The sequence below is a fragment of the Caballeronia udeis genome, assembly GCF_044909315.1.
In the GTDB taxonomy this organism is placed as follows: domain Bacteria; phylum Pseudomonadota; class Gammaproteobacteria; order Burkholderiales; family Burkholderiaceae; genus Caballeronia; species Caballeronia udeis_A.
Genome location: NZ_JBIYEB010000049.1, coordinates 1 through 16,971, shown reverse-complemented (window position 1 = coordinate 16,971; position 16,971 = coordinate 1). Strand labels below are relative to the sequence as shown.

Here is a 16,971-nt window from a genome sequence, read left to right as displayed (position 1 = left end):
TTTTCATGGCGTGTCCTCGACAGTCGCGTTTCCAGGCGTCGCATCGGTGCCGTCCCGGTGCCGGCTGAGCAGGAAGATCGCGACGGCCGCTGCCGCGTTCTTCGCAAGCATCGCCCAGGACGCATCGAGCGATGGCAGGTGGCTTGACGCGCCGTGCGCCGTGCCAAAGTGGGACCGCAGGGTGCCAATTCCACCAGCAATCGATTTAACGCCCGCGAACAACTGCTTCGCGTCGGTCAGTGCAACCTTGTCCGGCCAATCCAGGCACGCGACGCAGGCGTCGAGAAGGGGCACTATCGACTTGTCTTTCGGTAGCGCGGTGCCGCGCTCCCGCAGGATGGTCGCGCAGACCGCTTCGAGGAAGCGGCTGCTGCGGGTCAGCCCGTCGGCGGCGTCCAGATGGGCGACATCGACTGCTTCGTCGAAAAGCCGTTGCAACGTGTCGTCGCCTGTCTTTTCCAGGCGTTCAACCATTTGCCCGTCAAGCTTCGCCGATTCGGCTGCCAGGATCGTCTGCAGGGCCGACAGCGAACCATCGAGTCGACCCTCGCGTTCGCACAGCCTGGCGGCGATATTGCCAAGCAACGACTCAAGCGTCGCTTCATCCAGCAGGCGTTCCAGCCATTCCGGCGAGCAGTTCGCCAGCACCCTCACGGAATACGATCGCTGGTCATCGGGCACACCATGATGCGCGTCTGCCACGTCATCATCGGTCATGCGGTAGCCGACTGTCAGTTCCCCGTCCCGGTAGCAAAGATATCCGTAGGTGTATTCGTCGTAGCCGATCTGCTCCAGCGTCACGTTGGAACTGACACCGGCGATATCGGCCCCGTCGAAGGCCCTGTTCAGTTCGGCATCGAGCGTTCGGGCTCGCTCGATCAGGGCGGCCTTTTTGGCCTCGATGCGCCTCTGCTGCGCCGCGAGCGTCCCGATCCTGTCATTCATACGATCCTCCAGGCGCGCGGCATGCCGAACGCGGCAACTTTAGTGTAAACCCTTATAAAGCGGGACGGGGAGTAACCCACAAACCGCTTTCTCGCTATTTTACCCATTAAATGCCATGCCGCTAACACGACTTAGCGGCATTGATCACTGACTCCTTTTCGAGGCCGATGTCCTCTGTCTGAGCGCCCTGCTCGCCTTCGCACCGCGATACACGCGATACACCGGCATCGTGCCGGACGCTTGCACAGAGGCGCGTTGCGGGATCGCCATGCATTCCATGCATCCGATGTCATGTGCGCCCGTCATGCGGCGGCACCGTCAGCGATCTCCATACGGCCAACTGGGCGCCCTCCTCCAGCTTGCCGCAGCAACTGCTTGAGCTGAGCCAAGCGCGTATCAATCTCCGGGGTCAGCACGCGGGAAACCACGACAGTCGGTTCAGACCGTCCGGAGCTTTCGCGTGGCGTAATCCGTTCGCGTCGGCGGGCAGCAAACGCCTCCTGGTCGTGAGCGGTGGCCACGCGGATTCGGCCTGCACTCAGCGCTGCGACAAAGGCCGGTTTCCAGGCTCCTGCGGCAAGGCGTGGCGCACACTCGGACGCGTCGTGGACGGTCATGGACTCGCCACCCTGCCCGATCACGATCTGACGTTCACCGGCGAGATCGACGAAGACTTGAGCGGCGCACCGCGCGAGCGTCTGCTCAATTTCGATCGCGTCGAGTTGTTCACGATCGGCGCGCTCGGCGCTCGCCTGCTTGACTCGCACCTGGTGGCCAAAATCGACCGGTGAGCGCAGCAAGGTCCGAAGGTAGTTGATGGGCCGCTCGGCTTTACGGAGGTGTTCCCAGGTGGCTTCCACGACGTCGGAGAGCAGTTTCGAATGCAGCTTGGCCTCACGCATGAGCTTGAAAATCAAAAATTCATGAAAGCCCAGGTTCAGCAAGCGCGTGAGATCGCCAGGAACGGTGCCTGATTGTCTCTTTTGAATCTTAGGGTCAAGATCCTTATATATAGCTCCGTCTGCCACGGTGGCAGACGGACGACTCAAAGAAGGCGCTGCCGGCGTGTTCGCGCTGTCTCGGACGGTCGAGTTTGCTGTGTTGTCCGCCACCTGACGTTCGATCAGTCCCAAGGCGAACGTTGCTTTGTTGGTCAGGTGCAGGTAGGCACGGCCGAACAAGCCTGCGTCGCCGTGACGTTTCTGGGGCGGCCGGACGATTAGTCCCGCGGCTTCCAGGTCGTCGAGGCTGCGATAGAAGGTGCGCATGGATTGCATCGCCCTGCCTGTCAATAATTCACGACGGGCAAAGATGGCGGCATAGGGGCGGTTGGCATCGACCGTGCGAGCGAGGGCGGCCAGCAGCGCTCGGGCGCGTGCAGGAAGCGTCGTTGCATGCGTGGCGCGGTGTGCTGCTCGAAAGATCACCCACGGCAGATTTGAGCGGTCACAGGCAAATTCTTCGAGTGCATCCTGATCGGCGTTTAGGGTCGTTGTTTGCAGCGGGAGAGGGCGATCACCATCCTCGCTGGCAACGGAAAGTTGCGCGATAAGCATATCCACACGTCCATTTCTATAAAAATGGAAGAGGAGCGCTTGACTGTCTATCGCTATCCGTTACACTTCGAGGTGTCGAAGCCTGACCCGAATCTAATCGGGGAAGTGCAGTAGGAGGGCAAGCGACAGCAAGCCCAATGTTCAAAAGCCTTCGGTTCCAGCCGAAGGCTTTTGTCTTTTGAAGGTCAGAATTTCATCATGGCGTCTCCGTGCGACCGGTTCTCAATGTCTAACTGATTGATTTTTCGACGATTCCCATTGGGAATCAAAAATCAGGCACCTATCACGCTCGTCCCATCTCTGTAACTCACTGATTGCTAACGAATTCCCAATGGGAACCGCTACTCAGTCTCGCGATTTCAATCTAGATTCGATGAAACTCTGTATGTCTTTCGCCCACTGATCGGCTTGCTCGACCTCGTCGTTTAGCTTCACGCCAATGACGCCGTTGCGAGTCGTAATCTCGCAAAATTTCTTTTTGCCTATCTTCACTAAGAGAGGGGATGGAATATTCCTTTCCGGTCTCTGGGGCTTTACGGCTGCATGCTTAACCGCGCTTTCCTGCGTGAAGGCAATGTCGTCCACTAGCCTCCGGATTGCTTCTATTACTTCTGTGCTTCTCCCTGCAGCCGCAGCGCTCGCAAGTTTCGCTGCAGCATGACTCCCCAACCTCTCCGGACGTTCTGCCAAAATCTCTTTTGCCTCATCGGGCAGCCCTTCAAAAGCAAAGATGCGGCTTACGTGTGACTCAGCCAATCCGGCGGCCTCGGCAAGTTCCTTGCGATTCAATTCAGTGTCTTCTTGAAGCCGTTTGAAATTCCAATACTTCTCGAAATCCGAAAGCGACGGCGATAGCAAATTCGAGAAAAAAGCGACGCGTTCAACCAAGGAGCTTTCTATGACTAAGACGTTTGCTTCTATTTCCTCACGTCCAAGCTCCCTATACACAGCTACACGATTGTTTCCGGCGATGATGTTCCAGTCACCGTCTGGGCGGACCTCCACGCTCACAGGAGTCGAAAGGGGGTACTGCTCCAAGTTTGCCTTTAATTCACCGTACTGCTCTGCCGTCAATCGTCGGCGTCGGTGCGGAACCTCATGCAAGCGGGAGACGGGAAGCTTGACCTTTGCAGCTCCCTGGAGCGCTGCTTTGAGGCGCTCTATCTCTTCGCGCTGCGCAGCTGCGGTCGCTTGTAGATTCATCAGCTGTCCAGGCGCCGTTCGCGGGCCGCCGGGCTTCGTCGCGCTAGCCCGGGCGTGATCAGCCTCTGTTAATTGAATGCTCGAAGCCTTCGCGGCTTGATCCTTTATCCAAGACATAGCTAGACTCCTCTTGCCCACATGGCGCTCACCTTATCGTCTACCCGGTCCACGAGCTGGTCGACTGGAGTACGAATTCGTCGCAGCGTTTCTGCACCGCCTTCGTAATTCGCAAGGTCGTATATCGTGGAGAACCGCATGTTAGTGTTCCTCGCGAGGTCCGTTTCTGGGATCTCGACAGGAATCACGCGTGAACCGTAGATCTGCGAAATCCAAGCCTGTAGAACCTGCGCGGCCGGTTTCGGTGTCGAGCGCGTAACAAGCACGTCAACGAAATCAAACTCTTTGGTTCGCTCGTCTCCGAACGCCTTCATTCCGTTAATCAGATCGGCAAACAGATGCCAGAACTGGACCATTGAGGCGAACGAAAGCATGTCGGGAACAACAGGGACAATCACCCCATCGGCCGCGAAGACAGCGTTGATAGTCAGGTAACTGAGCGTTGGCGCCGTATCGATGATGATGTAGTCATACTCGTCCTTTAGGCTCGCGAGACCGTCGTGCAAAACTTGCTCGAACCTAACCTCGTGGTCAATTGCCGAGGCGCGCGCGGGTAGCATGAATTCTGCGTTGAACAATTCGGTTGAAGACGGAATGAGATCCAGATTGGGCCAATACGTTGGCGCCGGAAGCCCCCGCATATCGAACGACTCGTTGTTCAAGTACGCCTCAATTAACGGCATGATTGTTTGCGACGCGTCTACCTCGGCATGGGGATTGATGCCATAAAGCGTCGTTGCGCTACCCTGGGGATCAAGGTCGATATGCAACACTCGTCGCCCCCTGCGCATTGCCAAGCCCTGCGCGAGCAACGTCGACGTCGTAGTCTTGGTGACGCCGCCCTTGAAGTTGGCTACGGCAAGCACTTTAGCCGGACCTTGCCGTGGTGCAGGCTTCAGTTCAGCCTTGATCCACTCGATTGTCTCAGCCACTGAGAATGACCGCGGAGAGCCCGGTCGCGTCTGGTGTCCCTCCGGCAATTCGCCTTTTTTTAGAACGTAGGCCATCCGCTGTTTGTCGATCCCGCACATCTCTTGAACCCGTGCCGATGTGATCAGGGGAGGCTCTTTCCGAGGAAAGGGTTCAAGCATCTCATCTCGGATTTTCTGGAGCATTACGTCCGACAAGTGCGCAAGGCGCGTAAGATCGTCGGCGGTAGTTTTCCCGGGGTGCGCGAGGCTCGTATCCATTGGCTTTAATACCGTTCTCAATGATTAGACCGGTTTAGCCGGAATGGACCGGCACGGTCGAATTGACGTGAAGATTAGCGACCGTAAACAGTAAACGCAAGTAAACTTTTCCAGAGCGGTCTATCTGAGATGCCCGCCTAGCAATGTATCGAGCCAGATTCCTCAGAATCTACGCGAAGAGATCTAGCGATATCCTCGGTCTTTTCAATTGGCTTTAGGAGTCAACCGGGGAAGTTTTGTGATCTATACAGACGCTAAAGCCGCTTGCTGGAGATGCTTTCTTCCGGACGAGATCGTCCAAGCGTAATCCGCAGGAGGCAGCTACACCGGCAGTTGCGCCCATGAAAGTCATGAACTATTATGGGTTCATGAACTATGATCCTTCGAAAATCCGCTCCCCCCGGACTAATCGCGGTGTGCGTCTCTCTGCGTCGCACCCTGGGCATGGGGCTCCCGATCGTCCCTCCTCTTGGGAGAGCAGCGACACAAGTGTCGCGGGGAAAGCTCGCGACACTGCGGAGCTGGCGCTGCTGTTTAAAAGTTTCCAAGAGATGATGCAAGCTGAACGTTCGCAACGAAACAATCTGTTCCATTGCGGCCATGTGAGTCTTCGCACGCGAGTCAGGGCGCGGGAGCAAATGGCGGATGTGGCAAAGAAGTTCGGTGTTTCTTTGCTCGCCCCCAAAGATCATGAGATTTGGCGTGACATTATGGTGCATCAATGTCTGCGGTCTCCGAGACTTGACATCACCGCGCTGTGGAATCCGAATGGTCGACCAGTCAGGCATGAGTTTGAGCATCTGCGCGCGTTGACAGGGCAAATGGTCGTTGCCTTGATGAAAGATCCCGACCTCCTCGCTGCATTTGTTTCCAACATGGAGGATGTTCTTGCGAAGACGTGGGCGGACCTGGACACGCTGCAACTTCTGGGTGAACAAGAAGGGGCACCCTCTCATCAGGCGACCTCGACAGCCGCAGATCCGCTCGCTGCAGCTCGCGCACGGGGGCGGCAGTTTGCGTTCACGGAATACGAGCATTCGGACAATCTTCCATTGCTGGATGCGCGTACCTATGCCGGGCGCAACGAGCGATCGATCAATGAGGCCCGACAACGCGGCGAGCTGTATGCGCTGGTCCCACCCGGAAAGACGCGAGGATTCCGTTATCCGAAGTGGCAGTTTGACGCAGAACCCCATCGGCTGATTCCAGTGCTTTCGCCTTTCGTTCAAACCCAAGCGAACTGCTGGGTGGTGCATTCGTTCATGCTAGGGAAAAGCGGCGAACTCCAAGGACAGACCCCGGCACAGGTGATTCTCGATCCAACTCAGGATGTCGGCCCGGTGATCTCGATGGCGTCGCGTCAGTTGACCGAAGAGCAGGGTGCGCTGTGAGTGATTCGTCTGAACAAACGGAACACCGATACTGCCCCCTTCCCCCAGACGGTTTTTGCAAGGCCGCGCTCCCAGCGTTTGAGCTCAATCTTGCAAGCACCCAGTTATTGCGCATTCACCGAACCGCACGTCACCCGATTCATTACAATCGGCGCTCCACTTCGCCGGACGTATTTCGCTTTGACGCACCTGATGACCGGTACGGCGTGCTCTACGCGGCCTTGTCGTTCGATGTCTGTATGGCCGAAACGGTAATGCGGGGGCGCTACCAGGGCAAGGACGTGCGGATTCCACACCTTATAGCCGAGAGTGACATAACCGAACGCAGCGTGGCGCTTCTGGGCTTTGAAGAGGCGCGCGTGCTGCGCTTGGCGGATCTCACACAGCCGCTCTGGCATCTCGGCTTTGATACCCGCGTCCTTGCGGTAGGCGACTACGCAACCCCGAATCTCTGGGGTGCTGCAATTCACGATAACCCGGCCAATTTTGATGGGATCTACTTCGTGTCGCGATTTGCCAATCAGCCTTCGATTGGGATATTCAGCGATCGCGCGGTTCTGGTGCGGCGGGGCGAGTCGATTCCGCTCGCCGCCTATCCGGAATTGGCGCCATTTCTCGATCGGTTCAACATTGGACTAGCCGATCCCACGGGCGACGATTGGCGAGCTGAGACGAAATAACGACGCTAAGGACGGCACTAAAGGACTGCGCGGCGTGCCAAGCTGGTCGCCAGTGCCCGTTTGAGCGGCTCGTCGTCGACATACTGGTTGAAGGTGCGCGCATCCGCGTGCCCCATGTTTTCCAGCGCGGCACGGGTGTCCAAGCCATTGGAGACAGCCTGCGCGAGGCCTTTTGCATACGTGTGTCGTAGCCAGTGCGTCGATGCATGCGCGAGCCGCTTCGCATCATCGACCTGTCCGATTTGGCGAGCGTACTCACTGGCCTCGCCGCACAAGCCGGTTACCACGTTCCAAATCGTCGTGCGGCTTTTGATCCCTTTCCAAGTGCCCCATTTCGAGCGTCGTACTGACAGCACCAGGGGCCGGGTTTCGTCGGGCGCTGGTACCGGCGGCAAGCCAAACGCGATCCGATAGGCTTGCAGCGACAGCGCGATCTCATCACAGGGAATCCAGCGGGCCTTGTTACCCTTGCCGTGCTCAATCCTCAGCAGCCATTGGAATTCGGGCGCTTCGGGATGTGCCTGTCGCAGGGCATCCGGCAGCCGCTCAATCCGAATGTGACGCATCCAACCGCGCATTGCCTCCATCGTGCGCGCGCCCGTCAACGCGAATAGATCCACTAAAAATAGATCTCGGGCCTTGAGTAGCCGGGCTTCCCGGGTGGTGTCGGGACGCGAGACGATCGCGTCGCGCAACAGCGCACAATCGTCGACCGACAGGAAGCGAGCCTGTTTTTCGGGTTCGCGCCGGCCCACGGTCGGCAGGCCGGTTGCCGGATTGGCGCGCAGGTAGCCGACATCTCTCAGCCACTCGAACAGGCTCGCGACAATTTTCTGGGTCTGGCCGGCCGAGCGCTCCGAGAGGGGTCCCAGAAACGGCCGCCACTCGGGCGAACCGCGGCGCACCCCGGGGCGCCGGATCGCCCACGGCTCGGGCGCCTGCAGGAACTCCATGTACTCAGAAAACTCATCCAAGGTCCACTCTGAAATCGGCACGTCGACCTGGTGCGCGTACCAGAACAGGCGCTCCGCCTCGATCCGGTACTGCGCGAGGGTGGTGGCCGCGAGCCGCCCGCGCCCGGTCGCCTTGGCTTTGAGCCAACGGCCGACGATCGCCTCGTCGGTCAGTCCTGGCGGCAGGATCGGGCTTTCTAGCCGGTTCGGCGAGCCTGGCGCAGGGGTGACGTCGCCGCCGACCACGGCGCCGCGTTCGCTGATGAGGGGTAGGGCGCGGTCGTTCACGAGATCCCCATGGGCGTGCCGTCCGTGGATATGTCGATCGCCGGTGGGGAGACGAACACCTGCAGCTCGTTGGCCAGCGCCGGCGCGCTCGCCACGAGCGTTACATCAACCAGATCGATCGGATCCGCCGCAGCGGGGCGCACCACCGAATGAGCGACGAACCGGTGCGGCAGTCCATGGAGCGGCTCGTGCAACCAGCCGCGCACGGCTTCGTCGCCAGCGCCCAATGCGACCCATCGGTCGGCGTTGTCGTGGCAGTCCGCCGCAACGGGGTGCCAACCAGGCAGCCCGTCGCCTTGGCGCGATGCGTAGATGGGTTCAGCCCGTAGACGATCGATCAGCGCGTTGAGCAAAGCCCGAACCAGTGCCCGGGAGGGCTGGGGCGCGGATGACGTGGATTCGGCGATCATCATGCGAGTCCGGCCAAGGAAAAGCCCAACTTAACAATGCATGTCAAAAGGGCCAGCGCGGCGAGTCCCGTCGGAACCGCCACGTCTACCGCACCACGCGAAAAGGACGTGGCGCGTAGTGCGCAGCCGGCAAGGATCTGCGCCCGCAAGCGCCGAGGCAGCGTGAACGCATGCCTGTTTCCACCCGAGCGACCGTACCCGCCGGAAGTCCAGCGGGCGTGGAACGACACGCCGGCGATGCTGGCGTACCACGGTTCTTCGCCGGAATCGACGCCGACGACGAGGTCGTCGACCTCGAGGGCGGGACCATCTCGGAGCATTCGCTCCTGGATGTCGCGATCGACAAACCTGCTTTCGAAGTCATCGATCCACCCGACGCTCCTGCCTTTCAGGAAATAGGCGCGCACCGCGCGTTCGAGGTGTTGCCGGACCGCCTGCAGGCGCGTCTTCTGAAAGTCCGTGACCATCGTGGCCCGTTCGGTAGAAGTCTGCTCGCTGAAGTGATAGCGCAAAAAGACGTAAAGCAGCACGACGAGCAGGGCGACCCACACCTTGAGAGGGGAAACATTGCTGACCTCAGCAAAACCGAGCAGCGTGCCGGTCGGCCGGAAGGACAAGTTGAAAAAGGCGATGGCCAAGATGGCGGCCGAAAGGGCGACGACGTTGCGGCGAAGCTTGTCAGGGGTGTCATCCATCGTTTAGAAGCCCTTGTTTTTGGTGGTGGGAACGGGATGGCGCCAGTATAAAACTACTGAACATTATGGGGGTAATGTTCAGTAGCTGAAAACACAGTTATAAATATCGTTGTAAAAATAACGCATGTTCATGGCAAAATTGCAGCATCGTTCACTCGCGGTGCCATCCAATGGCTGACGTCCCTGCATGGCCAGCGTCTCCTCCAGGTTGGGGAGACGACTCTCTGAGCGATTACTTCCGGCAAGCGGCACACAACGGCTACGGGAGCTTCGTGCAGCCGACGACCCGACCTTGGTATGACAAGCTGCTCGCCGTCGACCAGGCGTTCGTCGAGGCGATCGGACTGATGAACGCGACGCCCGCCCAGGTCGGCGAGCCCCTGATGCTGGTCAATGCGCACGCGGCGTTTCGCGCGGCCGCGGAACTCGCCCTGCAGGCTCGTACGTGTGAAGCCTATGCCTTGGTGCGCAGCTGTCTTGAGTGCGCACTGTACGCGGTGCACTTCCATCGCAAACCCGAACTGTTCGAGGTGTGGGCACGGCGCGGGGAGGGCGAGCGGCAACGGCGTGCGGTGCGCAACGCGTTCCGCGCCAACCATCTGCTCGACGGCGTGACGGCGTTGAACAATGCGGTCGGTGAACGGGCGAAACACCTGTACGAGTTTGCGATCGACATGGGCGCGCATCCGAACGAGACCGGGATCTTCGCCCGCGCCGCATTCGTGAACCGTCCGGACGGCCAGCGGGAACTACAAATCCGCTACCTAAACCCGAACCCGGTGGCCCTGACCGCCACGCTGAAAACCACAGCACAGACAGGCGTGTGCACGCTTGAGTGTTTTTGGCTGATCTTTCGTGAGCGCTTCGAGATCATGGGGCTCAAAGACGCCATCGATGCGCTGAAGGCCGGTCTATAGATTGCCGGCACCGCGGCAGCGTGTTTTCTAACTTTTACTTCAACAACGCTATTACTTTTGCTTCATTGAACACCGGGAGAAGCACGATGACGATGCTCAGTCACGATTGCCGCGTCAGCTTGTATCGAATCATCTGGGAAAGCGGGGAGGGCAGCGTCCAGGTGTTCGCACTCGAATCCACGCGAGATGCCGCGCGGCGGTTTTTTGAAGCGGCGATTGCGCTGATCGCCGGGCGGCCCGGCATCGATCTGGAGTTGTACAACCTGGTTTCGTACCGCGACCTGGTCGACAACGGCCTGAGCGAAGATGAGGATCTGCGCGTGTTCGAGATCGGCTCACGTGGCGACTTGGTGACCGCCTGGGCCGATAAGCCGCTCTTTCTGACGACCGATCCGACGTTAGTGGGCAAATGGGCGGAGCTGCAGGCGGAACGCGCTGCGCAGGCCGCGCAAACGGCGATCCGGCGCATCGGGGGAGAGTGATGACGCAGCGCACTTTGAATACCGCGATCGGTGGTCGGGCGGTGACGGTCCTGATGGGCTGGGACAAGCCTGTGCAATATCACGTCATGGTGGTTGAAACCTTCGACGGCGACGACGAACCACGCTATAGCAACCTCGACGACGATGAGGCGGGCCTGGCTGGCCGGCTCGCCTACTTTGCGAAGAAAGCGCGCACGTTTGGCATCGAGCTGCCGCCTGCAATGCTGGCGAAGCTGCAGGCCGATGAAGTGCTGAACTTGGGCGATGCGACATCGAGCTTCGATGCCACCGGCATCGAAACCCAGGAGTAGCGCGTGGCACGTACACCTTTGAGTTGGTCGAACGCGCAGATGCGGCTGATTGTGACCGGTATCGAGCAATGCAACCGGGCGTTCCCAACGGATAACGCGCGTTTCCTCGATGGCGTCATTGACGAGATCCGCGCGGTGACGGGCCGCCTGTACGGGGCCAAGACTTACGCGCGCCTGATTGATGCTGTGCCGGCCTCGATGACGGTCACACGGCGGCCGAGCGTGACGACCATCCAGAAGGCGGTCGAGCGCGCCCAAGCGCTGGCGCCAGCGCCACTGCCCACCGACGAAAGTGCATCAGCGGCGCCGGCGTTCGACGTGCACACGCTGCGTCGGGCAGTGGAGCCGGTTGTGCGGGATGCGCTCGGACCCGTGCACGAGCTGCTCGCCCAGTTGGTGGCGACCAGGTCGTCGTCCGATAACGAAGTGGGCGCGCTGTCGGCCGGAGACCAGACGCTGCACGCAAGATTGACCCAAACGGCGCTGGAAGATGCACATGCGCGTGTGCGCCGCATCGAGGAAGACAACGGACGGCTCAGGCGCGACCTAGGTCAGGCGGAAGCGCGGGCCTCGATCGCCGAGACACGCATCGCGCAGCTGCTCGAGGAATTGCATACCGCGATCGCTGAGTCGGCAAACGGTGCGCGAGCGCTTGGGAAAGTCGCGGAGCAGTTACGCGGGACAGAGCAATTTCTAAAACTCCAAAACGACTCCGTACGCCTGCAGGCGACCTCCGAAGCAGACGCCTTGCGGCGGCACGTGAAGCAACTGCAGGAGCGCGTCGACCATCTGATTCTCGACAATGACCAGTACCGGCGCGCGCTCACGAAGCATCCTGGCCGGAGCGGTCAACCGGGGTGAAAGGTGCTGCGTGACGCACGCCATAGGTAAGAGCGGTGTTAAGCGTCGCGCCCGAACCGACCGGGGGTGGCAATTCGAGCGTTTCCAAATCGTAGGCCGTCGTTGCTATCATGTCCCCCATAGAGCGCCCAAGGCGACAACAGCGGCGAAGAAAAAGCAGCCCGCTGCGAGGCGAGCACGCGTTCAAAGCGGCACGGTACCGGCTCGAGCGCGAACCGCGCACGCTTGACGGTACAGGGACACGCATCCAGCGTCAAAGCAATCGAATCAATGCGAGAAAGCAAATGGAACAGCACGCGGAAAAGGCGCAATTGTTCGTGGAGCGCGTGAGAGCGTTTCTTGTGCGAGCGCGAGAGTGGTGTACAGAACGGGATCTGACTGTTCAAGATAATGTCGTTGAGCTCAACGAGCAGGGCATGCCGAAGTACCACGCACCGAGCCTGCACATATCAAAGGATGGCGTATCGCTGGCCAAGATCGAGCCGCTCGGGGCAGCGATCATCGGTGCGCAGGGTCGAATCGATCTGATCGGCCCTGTCGCGAGGCACGCGTTCCTGTTTCACGTTGGAAAGGGGCCGGGAATCTCGATCCGGGCGATTGTGAACGGTCAGGCGACAAGCGAAACGTCTCGGCCCATGCTCTCGGGTATTGATGGCGACGACTGGTATTGGATCGAGGCAAAGGTCCGGCGCGCGAAGCGTGTTGATGAAAGCCTGTTCCTCGATCTGCTCACGGACGTCTCCGACTATGAGTTTCACTAATCCGCTCGAACCGATCCACGATGCCTTCATCGTGGCGAACGATTGCTTCAAGGTCGCAAGGCGCTCGATCGTTAAACAGCAGGAGGACCTGCTCCATCGCACGCAGTTCGTTGGGGCAACTCTGGAAGAGGCAACGTCCGCACTCGCGAGTGCAGCAGAACAGGCATCAGACCTGGCGATTCTCGCGCTATTTGCCACCTTCGAGCGGTGGGTGATCGAACATCTGCAAAACGCAAAGGGCCTGATTGCCGCCGGCTATCCCGCGAGCTACTCGGCAAAGCTTGCAAGTAAATTCGAAGACGCCGTCGAATGGTGGAAAATTGACGAAACCCTCGGGTTGTTCGAAGTCGAGGTGGATGCACAATTGATCATGCGGGCGAAGCAGATCAAGAAGTATCGGGACTGGATCGCACACCGGAACCCGAGGAAGCCAACGCCCCCGAAAGCGACGCCGGAGGTAGCCTTCGAAGTTTTAACGGACATAATCGAACAGATCCAGGCGACCCATACATCTCCCGCAGAAGCGGAAGCTGACCCGGCGGAGCCTAACTAGGCTAACGCGCAAGCTGGAGCAGATCGCGAAAATTATCGCACCGCATTGAGACCGCCGAAGTCTGGCCTATGATCCGGGATCGCATCGCTCAAGTCGGCATCCGGAGATTTTTATGACTGACACGGTCCCCGCTGTCCTGTACAAATATCGTCACTTTGACGAGCGGACGATCGAGCTTCTGTGCGCCGACACCGTCTACTATGCCGACCCCAGCACCTTCAACGATCCGCTGGATACGAAGCCGTGCGTTGAAGCTGACTGTGACGTTCCGACCATGGAACGTACCGTTTATGAACTAGTCCGTCGTCGCGTTGAAGATGAGATGAAAACTGGCGCGCGCACCGTGAAGTATCGCGGCCCGAAAACCATGGCTCATATCGAGAAACATAGTCATGCCGCCGCGCAGCAGGTGATCGACGGGCTGAAATATGACGCCACGAACCCGGACTATAGCGACGATCCTCCAGGCCCTCTCGCATTCGTGCTCGCATACGCTATCGAACGCGAACTGCTGAAGCAATATAACAAGGGCATTTTGTCGCTGGCGATGCGCTATAACTGTCCGTTGATGTGGAGCCACTACGGAGCGCAGCATCGAGGAATTTGTATCGGATACAGCGTGCCGCCCGAAGCTCAAACACAGCTCCATGAAGTCCAATATGGCGGGAACCGGAATGTGCGCGCGAGCGAGGTCGCCAAGATGGTCCTCGACCATGACGAACAGGCCCGAGTTGCGGTCGATGAAGCCGTGCTGCTGCGAAAAGCGCCCGACTGGCAGTATGAGAAGGAGTGGCGCCTGCTGGGTTCCCGGGGGGCCATCGATTCGCCACTCGAGATGGTCGAGATCGTGTTTGGCACGAGGTGTACCAGGACCGTCATGCACGCGGTCGTGAGCGCCTTGAACGGCCGCGCTAGGCCCGTACAGTTCTATGAGATGAATGAAGTTCGAGGAACGTTTGAGCTGCAGCGCAGCGAGCTAGATGTGGATGAACTCTCGGTGACCTATCCGCGGCGCGCGCTCTCGATCTTCGAAGAGTTCGACACGCTCCCGGAAGGCGACGAACCCCACGACTAAGCGATGCAGATCGCGAGCACGATCAGGCAGCTCGAATTGTCTCAAAACTGCGGACATCAATTGACGGCGGCTGTCCGGCGCCCAGACGCACGGCGGGCCGTTAGTAACGAACAAAGAGATCGATGCGCTCTTGCTGTCGGGGTACATCAATGAGGCGCGGATATTCCGGTTGGAAATCGGACAGGCACTCGCCCACATCGCCGGCGAGAGGCGACAGCCCCATCGACCGAAGGATGGTGACGCCAAATCTCCGCGTGGACTGCTGGAGTACGGCGATCGGGGGCCGAAAAATGACGCGAGACGAGCTATACGACCAGGCGCTGGGGCTAATGGAGAACTACGTCCATCATATTGCCGACCAGTTGGTCCCGCCAGAGCTGACGACAATAGCCAAGATTTCGCATGGGTACCGTTACGCGGAGAAAGGCACGATTCAAGCGATGCTACAGAAGATGGCTCGCCTGGTAAGCGCGCTAAGAGCTGCACGTGTACTCCTCGCGCAGGGCTTCATTGCTGAACAGGCCGCTGTATGTCGCATTGTTGACGAGGCCAGCGAAGACATCAATTTTCTCGCGCTCGGTCTAATGCACGAGGAGACCGAACTGCACAAGAAGTTCATCGAAGCCTTCTATCTCGAAGAGTTTGAGGACGGAGAGCGACTGACGCAAACGGCGGTCAAGCGACCCAACATCCCCAGAGACAGGATCCACGCATATCTGACACAAAACCCTGCGGCGGGCCCGGATCCGAGCATTGGAAAAGCCTCGATGAAGATTCTTCATAAAGCGTACTCCGGCTATGTGCATGGTGCATCTCCGCACATCATGGAGACATATGGCGGACAGCCCGCACGCTTCCACATGAACGGCATGCTTGCTACCCCTCTGTGGCATTCCCATGTTGACGGCTTCTGGAATTACGTGCTCCGGGGATTGATGTCGTTCGTAATGGTGGCAAAGGCGTCGGGCGACGAAGAGTTCTTCACGTCGATTCGCCAATATTGCCGGGATTTCGAAGCAAGCGCGCCGCAAAAGCGTTGACGACCCTCTTCCGGTTCTGGACGCGGATCGCGTGTTTTTCCAGCTAACGCAACCAGTGTTCGCAACGCGTCTGAGCTGAGTCACGCTCGCCCAGGCGACGAACGTTGTCGATCATAGCCTCCCAACCCTGAAGCCGGAATTGCGGTTATCGATACCGCTCGCAGTCGGGGTTTGAGGAGCAGCGGAACGGAAAACCGGGTTAAGCGCGAGCGCTCGCCGCGTGAGGCGGGAATTCGGGTAGCTCGGACAGAGTTCGCTCTGCTGGACTTGGTCCGGCTTCAGAATTGGACAATAAAGCACGGACGTAGCCGCGCGCGGCAGCCGAGGAGATAGCGACCTACCGGTTCGAATGACGCTGATCGACCCGCTGTTCACGACATCGCAGCGAACGCCCGATCTGAATCCGGGAGCGGACATGTCACGTAAGCATCTGATCTGTACCGTTCCTCGCCTTCCCGTAGAAGATGCAATCATCGGCTGCGACGGACACGAGTGACCGACTGTGTCCACAAACAGCGAGAATGGACACAGTGCCTCAGACAGTCGAGTTACCCGTTAGGCGCCAGAACCGACGGCATCCGTTGGAATGGAAACGATCGGTCGTTGAGCAGACGTTTGAACCCGGTGCCTCGGTTGCCCGGGTCGCCCGCGACAACAACATCAACGCCAATCAGCTGTGGGCCTGGCGCAAACTGCACGCCCAGGGTCTGTTGGTCGACATAGTGCAAACGGAGGCCATGTTGCCTGTCGTTGTCGATGTACAGTCCGATCGACCGGCGGTCCCGGCGCCGGAGGCGACCAACGCGCCGGTACCTCCGGGGGCTGCAAACGGCAGCATTCAGCTTCAGCACGGCAATACGTCGGTTTGGATAGAAGGCGTGCCAGACGCGGCGATTTTGCATCTGGTCCTCGAGCGGATTCTCCGATGATTGGCCCGCCTGCAAACACCCGGATCTGGATCGCCGCCGGCGTCACCGACATGCGCTCCGGCTTCAATTCGCTTGCGGCGAAGGTGCAGACGGTGCTTGAGAAGGATCCGTATGGCGGTCATGTTTTTATCTTCAGGGGGCGCCGCGGTGATCTTCTGAAGGCGTTGTACTGGAGCGATGGCGGCCTATGTTTATTTGCAAAGCGTCTTGAGAAGGGGCGTTTTGCATGGCCCCGGGCCGAGGCTGGCGTCGTGGCGTTGACCACCGCTCAGCTCTCGCTCCTTCTCGAAGGGTTTGACTGGCGACAACCGGTCGAGGTGGCACGCCCGCGCAGTGCTTTGTAAACGTCTGTTACCTGGCGCTTCGCGTGCAGCAGATGGTCGTAAACTATCGCGATGGATCTGACCGATACTGACCTGCCCGACGACATTGATGCGCTCAAAGCGCTAGTGCGCGCGCATGCGGCGTCAGCTCATGCGAACGCGCAGCGGGTCGTCGAATTGCAGGACCAGCTTAGTTCCCGGGTGATCGAGATCGAACATCTGAAGCTGACGATTGCGAAGCTGCGCCGCATGCAGTTCGGTCGCAAGTCTGAGAAGCTGGAGAGTCAGATC

The 16,971-nt window shown here is 59.2% G+C and carries 20 protein-coding genes; 13 read left to right on the top strand and 7 right to left on the bottom strand.

Going from position 1 to position 16,971, the window contains the following annotated elements; all coding sequences use genetic code 11:
* Positions 1 to 3: 3 nt before the first annotated feature.
* The 4 genes from ABH944_RS41755 to ABH944_RS41740 all read right to left on the bottom strand — a co-directional run bounded on the left by ABH944_RS41755 (position 4) and on the right by ABH944_RS41740 (position 4,912).
* Positions 4 to 945: an abortive infection family protein gene (locus tag ABH944_RS41755; protein WP_404614826.1), complete on the bottom strand. Its 942-nt coding sequence runs from the start codon at positions 943 to 945 to the stop codon at positions 4 to 6.
* A 302-nt stretch (positions 946 to 1,247) separates the two neighbouring features.
* Positions 1,248 to 2,501, bottom strand: a complete 1,254-nt coding sequence (locus tag ABH944_RS41750) for a replication protein O (RefSeq protein WP_404614828.1) — start codon at positions 2,499 to 2,501, stop codon at positions 1,248 to 1,250.
* Positions 2,502 to 2,846: 345 nt separating this feature from the next.
* Positions 2,847 to 3,704: a ParB/RepB/Spo0J family partition protein gene (locus ABH944_RS41745; RefSeq protein ID WP_404614830.1), complete on the bottom strand. Its 858-nt coding sequence runs from the start codon at positions 3,702 to 3,704 to the stop codon at positions 2,847 to 2,849.
* Positions 3,705 to 3,823: 119 nt separating this feature from the next.
* Positions 3,824 to 4,912, bottom strand: a complete 1,089-nt coding sequence (locus tag ABH944_RS41740; protein WP_404614832.1) for a ParA family protein — start codon at positions 4,910 to 4,912, stop codon at positions 3,824 to 3,826.
* A gap of 440 nt (positions 4,913 to 5,352) precedes the next feature.
* Between ABH944_RS41740 and ABH944_RS41735 the strand changes: the two genes are divergently transcribed.
* Both ABH944_RS41735 and ABH944_RS41730 read left to right on the top strand, forming a co-directional pair.
* Positions 5,353 to 6,402: a hypothetical protein gene (locus ABH944_RS41735; protein WP_404614834.1), complete on the top strand. Its 1,050-nt coding sequence runs from the start codon at positions 5,353 to 5,355 to the stop codon at positions 6,400 to 6,402.
* On the top strand, positions 6,399 to 7,082 hold the full coding sequence (locus tag ABH944_RS41730) for an RES domain-containing protein (RefSeq protein ID WP_404614836.1): 684 nt from the start codon (positions 6,399 to 6,401) through the stop codon (positions 7,080 to 7,082). The genes ABH944_RS41735 and ABH944_RS41730 overlap by 4 nt, the downstream gene beginning before the upstream one ends.
* 17 nt (positions 7,083 to 7,099) lie before the next feature.
* Here the strand turns inward: ABH944_RS41730 and ABH944_RS41725 are convergent, their stop codons facing one another.
* The 3 genes from ABH944_RS41725 to ABH944_RS41715 are packed head-to-tail and all read right to left on the bottom strand — an operon-like array spanning position 7,100 to position 9,428.
* Positions 7,100 to 8,323 (bottom strand): tyrosine-type recombinase/integrase, encoded by a 1,224-nt coding sequence (locus tag ABH944_RS41725; RefSeq protein WP_404614838.1) that lies wholly within the window; start codon positions 8,321 to 8,323, stop codon positions 7,100 to 7,102.
* Entirely contained in the window at positions 8,320 to 8,736 is a 417-nt protein-coding gene (locus ABH944_RS41720) for a hypothetical protein (RefSeq protein ID WP_404614840.1), read from the bottom strand. The genes ABH944_RS41725 and ABH944_RS41720 overlap by 4 nt, the downstream gene beginning before the upstream one ends.
* The gene (locus tag ABH944_RS41715) at positions 8,733 to 9,428 is read right to left on the bottom strand and encodes a hypothetical protein (RefSeq protein ID WP_404614842.1); all 696 of its coding nucleotides are present in this window, start codon (positions 9,426 to 9,428) and stop codon (positions 8,733 to 8,735) included. The genes ABH944_RS41720 and ABH944_RS41715 overlap by 4 nt, the downstream gene beginning before the upstream one ends.
* A gap of 272 nt (positions 9,429 to 9,700) precedes the next feature.
* Here ABH944_RS41715 and ABH944_RS41710 point away from each other — a divergent pair, with 272 nt between their 5' ends.
* The 11 genes from ABH944_RS41710 to ABH944_RS41660 all read left to right on the top strand — a co-directional run.
* Positions 9,701 to 10,345: a hypothetical protein gene (locus ABH944_RS41710; protein ID WP_404614844.1), complete on the top strand. Its 645-nt coding sequence runs from the start codon at positions 9,701 to 9,703 to the stop codon at positions 10,343 to 10,345.
* A gap of 86 nt (positions 10,346 to 10,431) precedes the next feature.
* Positions 10,432 to 10,827, top strand: coding sequence for a hypothetical protein (locus ABH944_RS41705; protein ID WP_404614846.1), 396 nt, complete (start codon positions 10,432 to 10,434; stop codon positions 10,825 to 10,827).
* Entirely contained in the window at positions 10,827 to 11,138 is a 312-nt protein-coding gene (locus ABH944_RS41700) for a hypothetical protein (RefSeq protein WP_404614848.1), read from the top strand. The genes ABH944_RS41705 and ABH944_RS41700 overlap by 1 nt, the downstream gene beginning before the upstream one ends.
* A gap of 3 nt (positions 11,139 to 11,141) precedes the next feature.
* Positions 11,142 to 11,999: a hypothetical protein gene (locus tag ABH944_RS41695; RefSeq protein ID WP_404614850.1), complete on the top strand. Its 858-nt coding sequence runs from the start codon at positions 11,142 to 11,144 to the stop codon at positions 11,997 to 11,999.
* A gap of 284 nt (positions 12,000 to 12,283) precedes the next feature.
* A complete protein-coding gene (locus tag ABH944_RS41690) occupies positions 12,284 to 12,760 on the top strand; it encodes a hypothetical protein (protein WP_404614852.1) in 477 nt (158 codons plus the stop codon).
* On the top strand, positions 12,747 to 13,313 hold the full coding sequence (locus ABH944_RS41685; protein WP_404614854.1) for a hypothetical protein: 567 nt from the start codon (positions 12,747 to 12,749) through the stop codon (positions 13,311 to 13,313). Before ABH944_RS41690 ends, ABH944_RS41685 begins: the two co-directional genes overlap by 14 nt.
* A gap of 112 nt (positions 13,314 to 13,425) precedes the next feature.
* Complete coding sequence (locus ABH944_RS41680) at positions 13,426 to 14,388, top strand: DUF2971 domain-containing protein (RefSeq protein ID WP_404614855.1); 963 nt, start codon at positions 13,426 to 13,428, stop codon at positions 14,386 to 14,388.
* Between the two features lie 329 nt (positions 14,389 to 14,717).
* Positions 14,718 to 15,428: a hypothetical protein gene (locus ABH944_RS41675; RefSeq protein WP_404614857.1), complete on the top strand. Its 711-nt coding sequence runs from the start codon at positions 14,718 to 14,720 to the stop codon at positions 15,426 to 15,428.
* Positions 15,429 to 15,892: 464 nt separating this feature from the next.
* The gene (gene tnpA / locus ABH944_RS41670) at positions 15,893 to 16,357 is read left to right on the top strand and encodes an IS66-like element accessory protein TnpA (RefSeq protein ID WP_404659697.1); all 465 of its coding nucleotides are present in this window, start codon (positions 15,893 to 15,895) and stop codon (positions 16,355 to 16,357) included.
* Complete coding sequence (gene tnpB, locus ABH944_RS41665; protein WP_062093038.1) at positions 16,354 to 16,701, top strand: IS66 family insertion sequence element accessory protein TnpB; 348 nt, start codon at positions 16,354 to 16,356, stop codon at positions 16,699 to 16,701. The genes tnpA and tnpB overlap by 4 nt, the downstream gene beginning before the upstream one ends.
* Positions 16,702 to 16,752: 51 nt before the next feature.
* Positions 16,753 to 16,971, top strand: a 219-nt coding sequence (locus tag ABH944_RS41660; RefSeq protein ID WP_404659695.1) for a transposase, incomplete at its 3' end; no start/stop codon positions are given.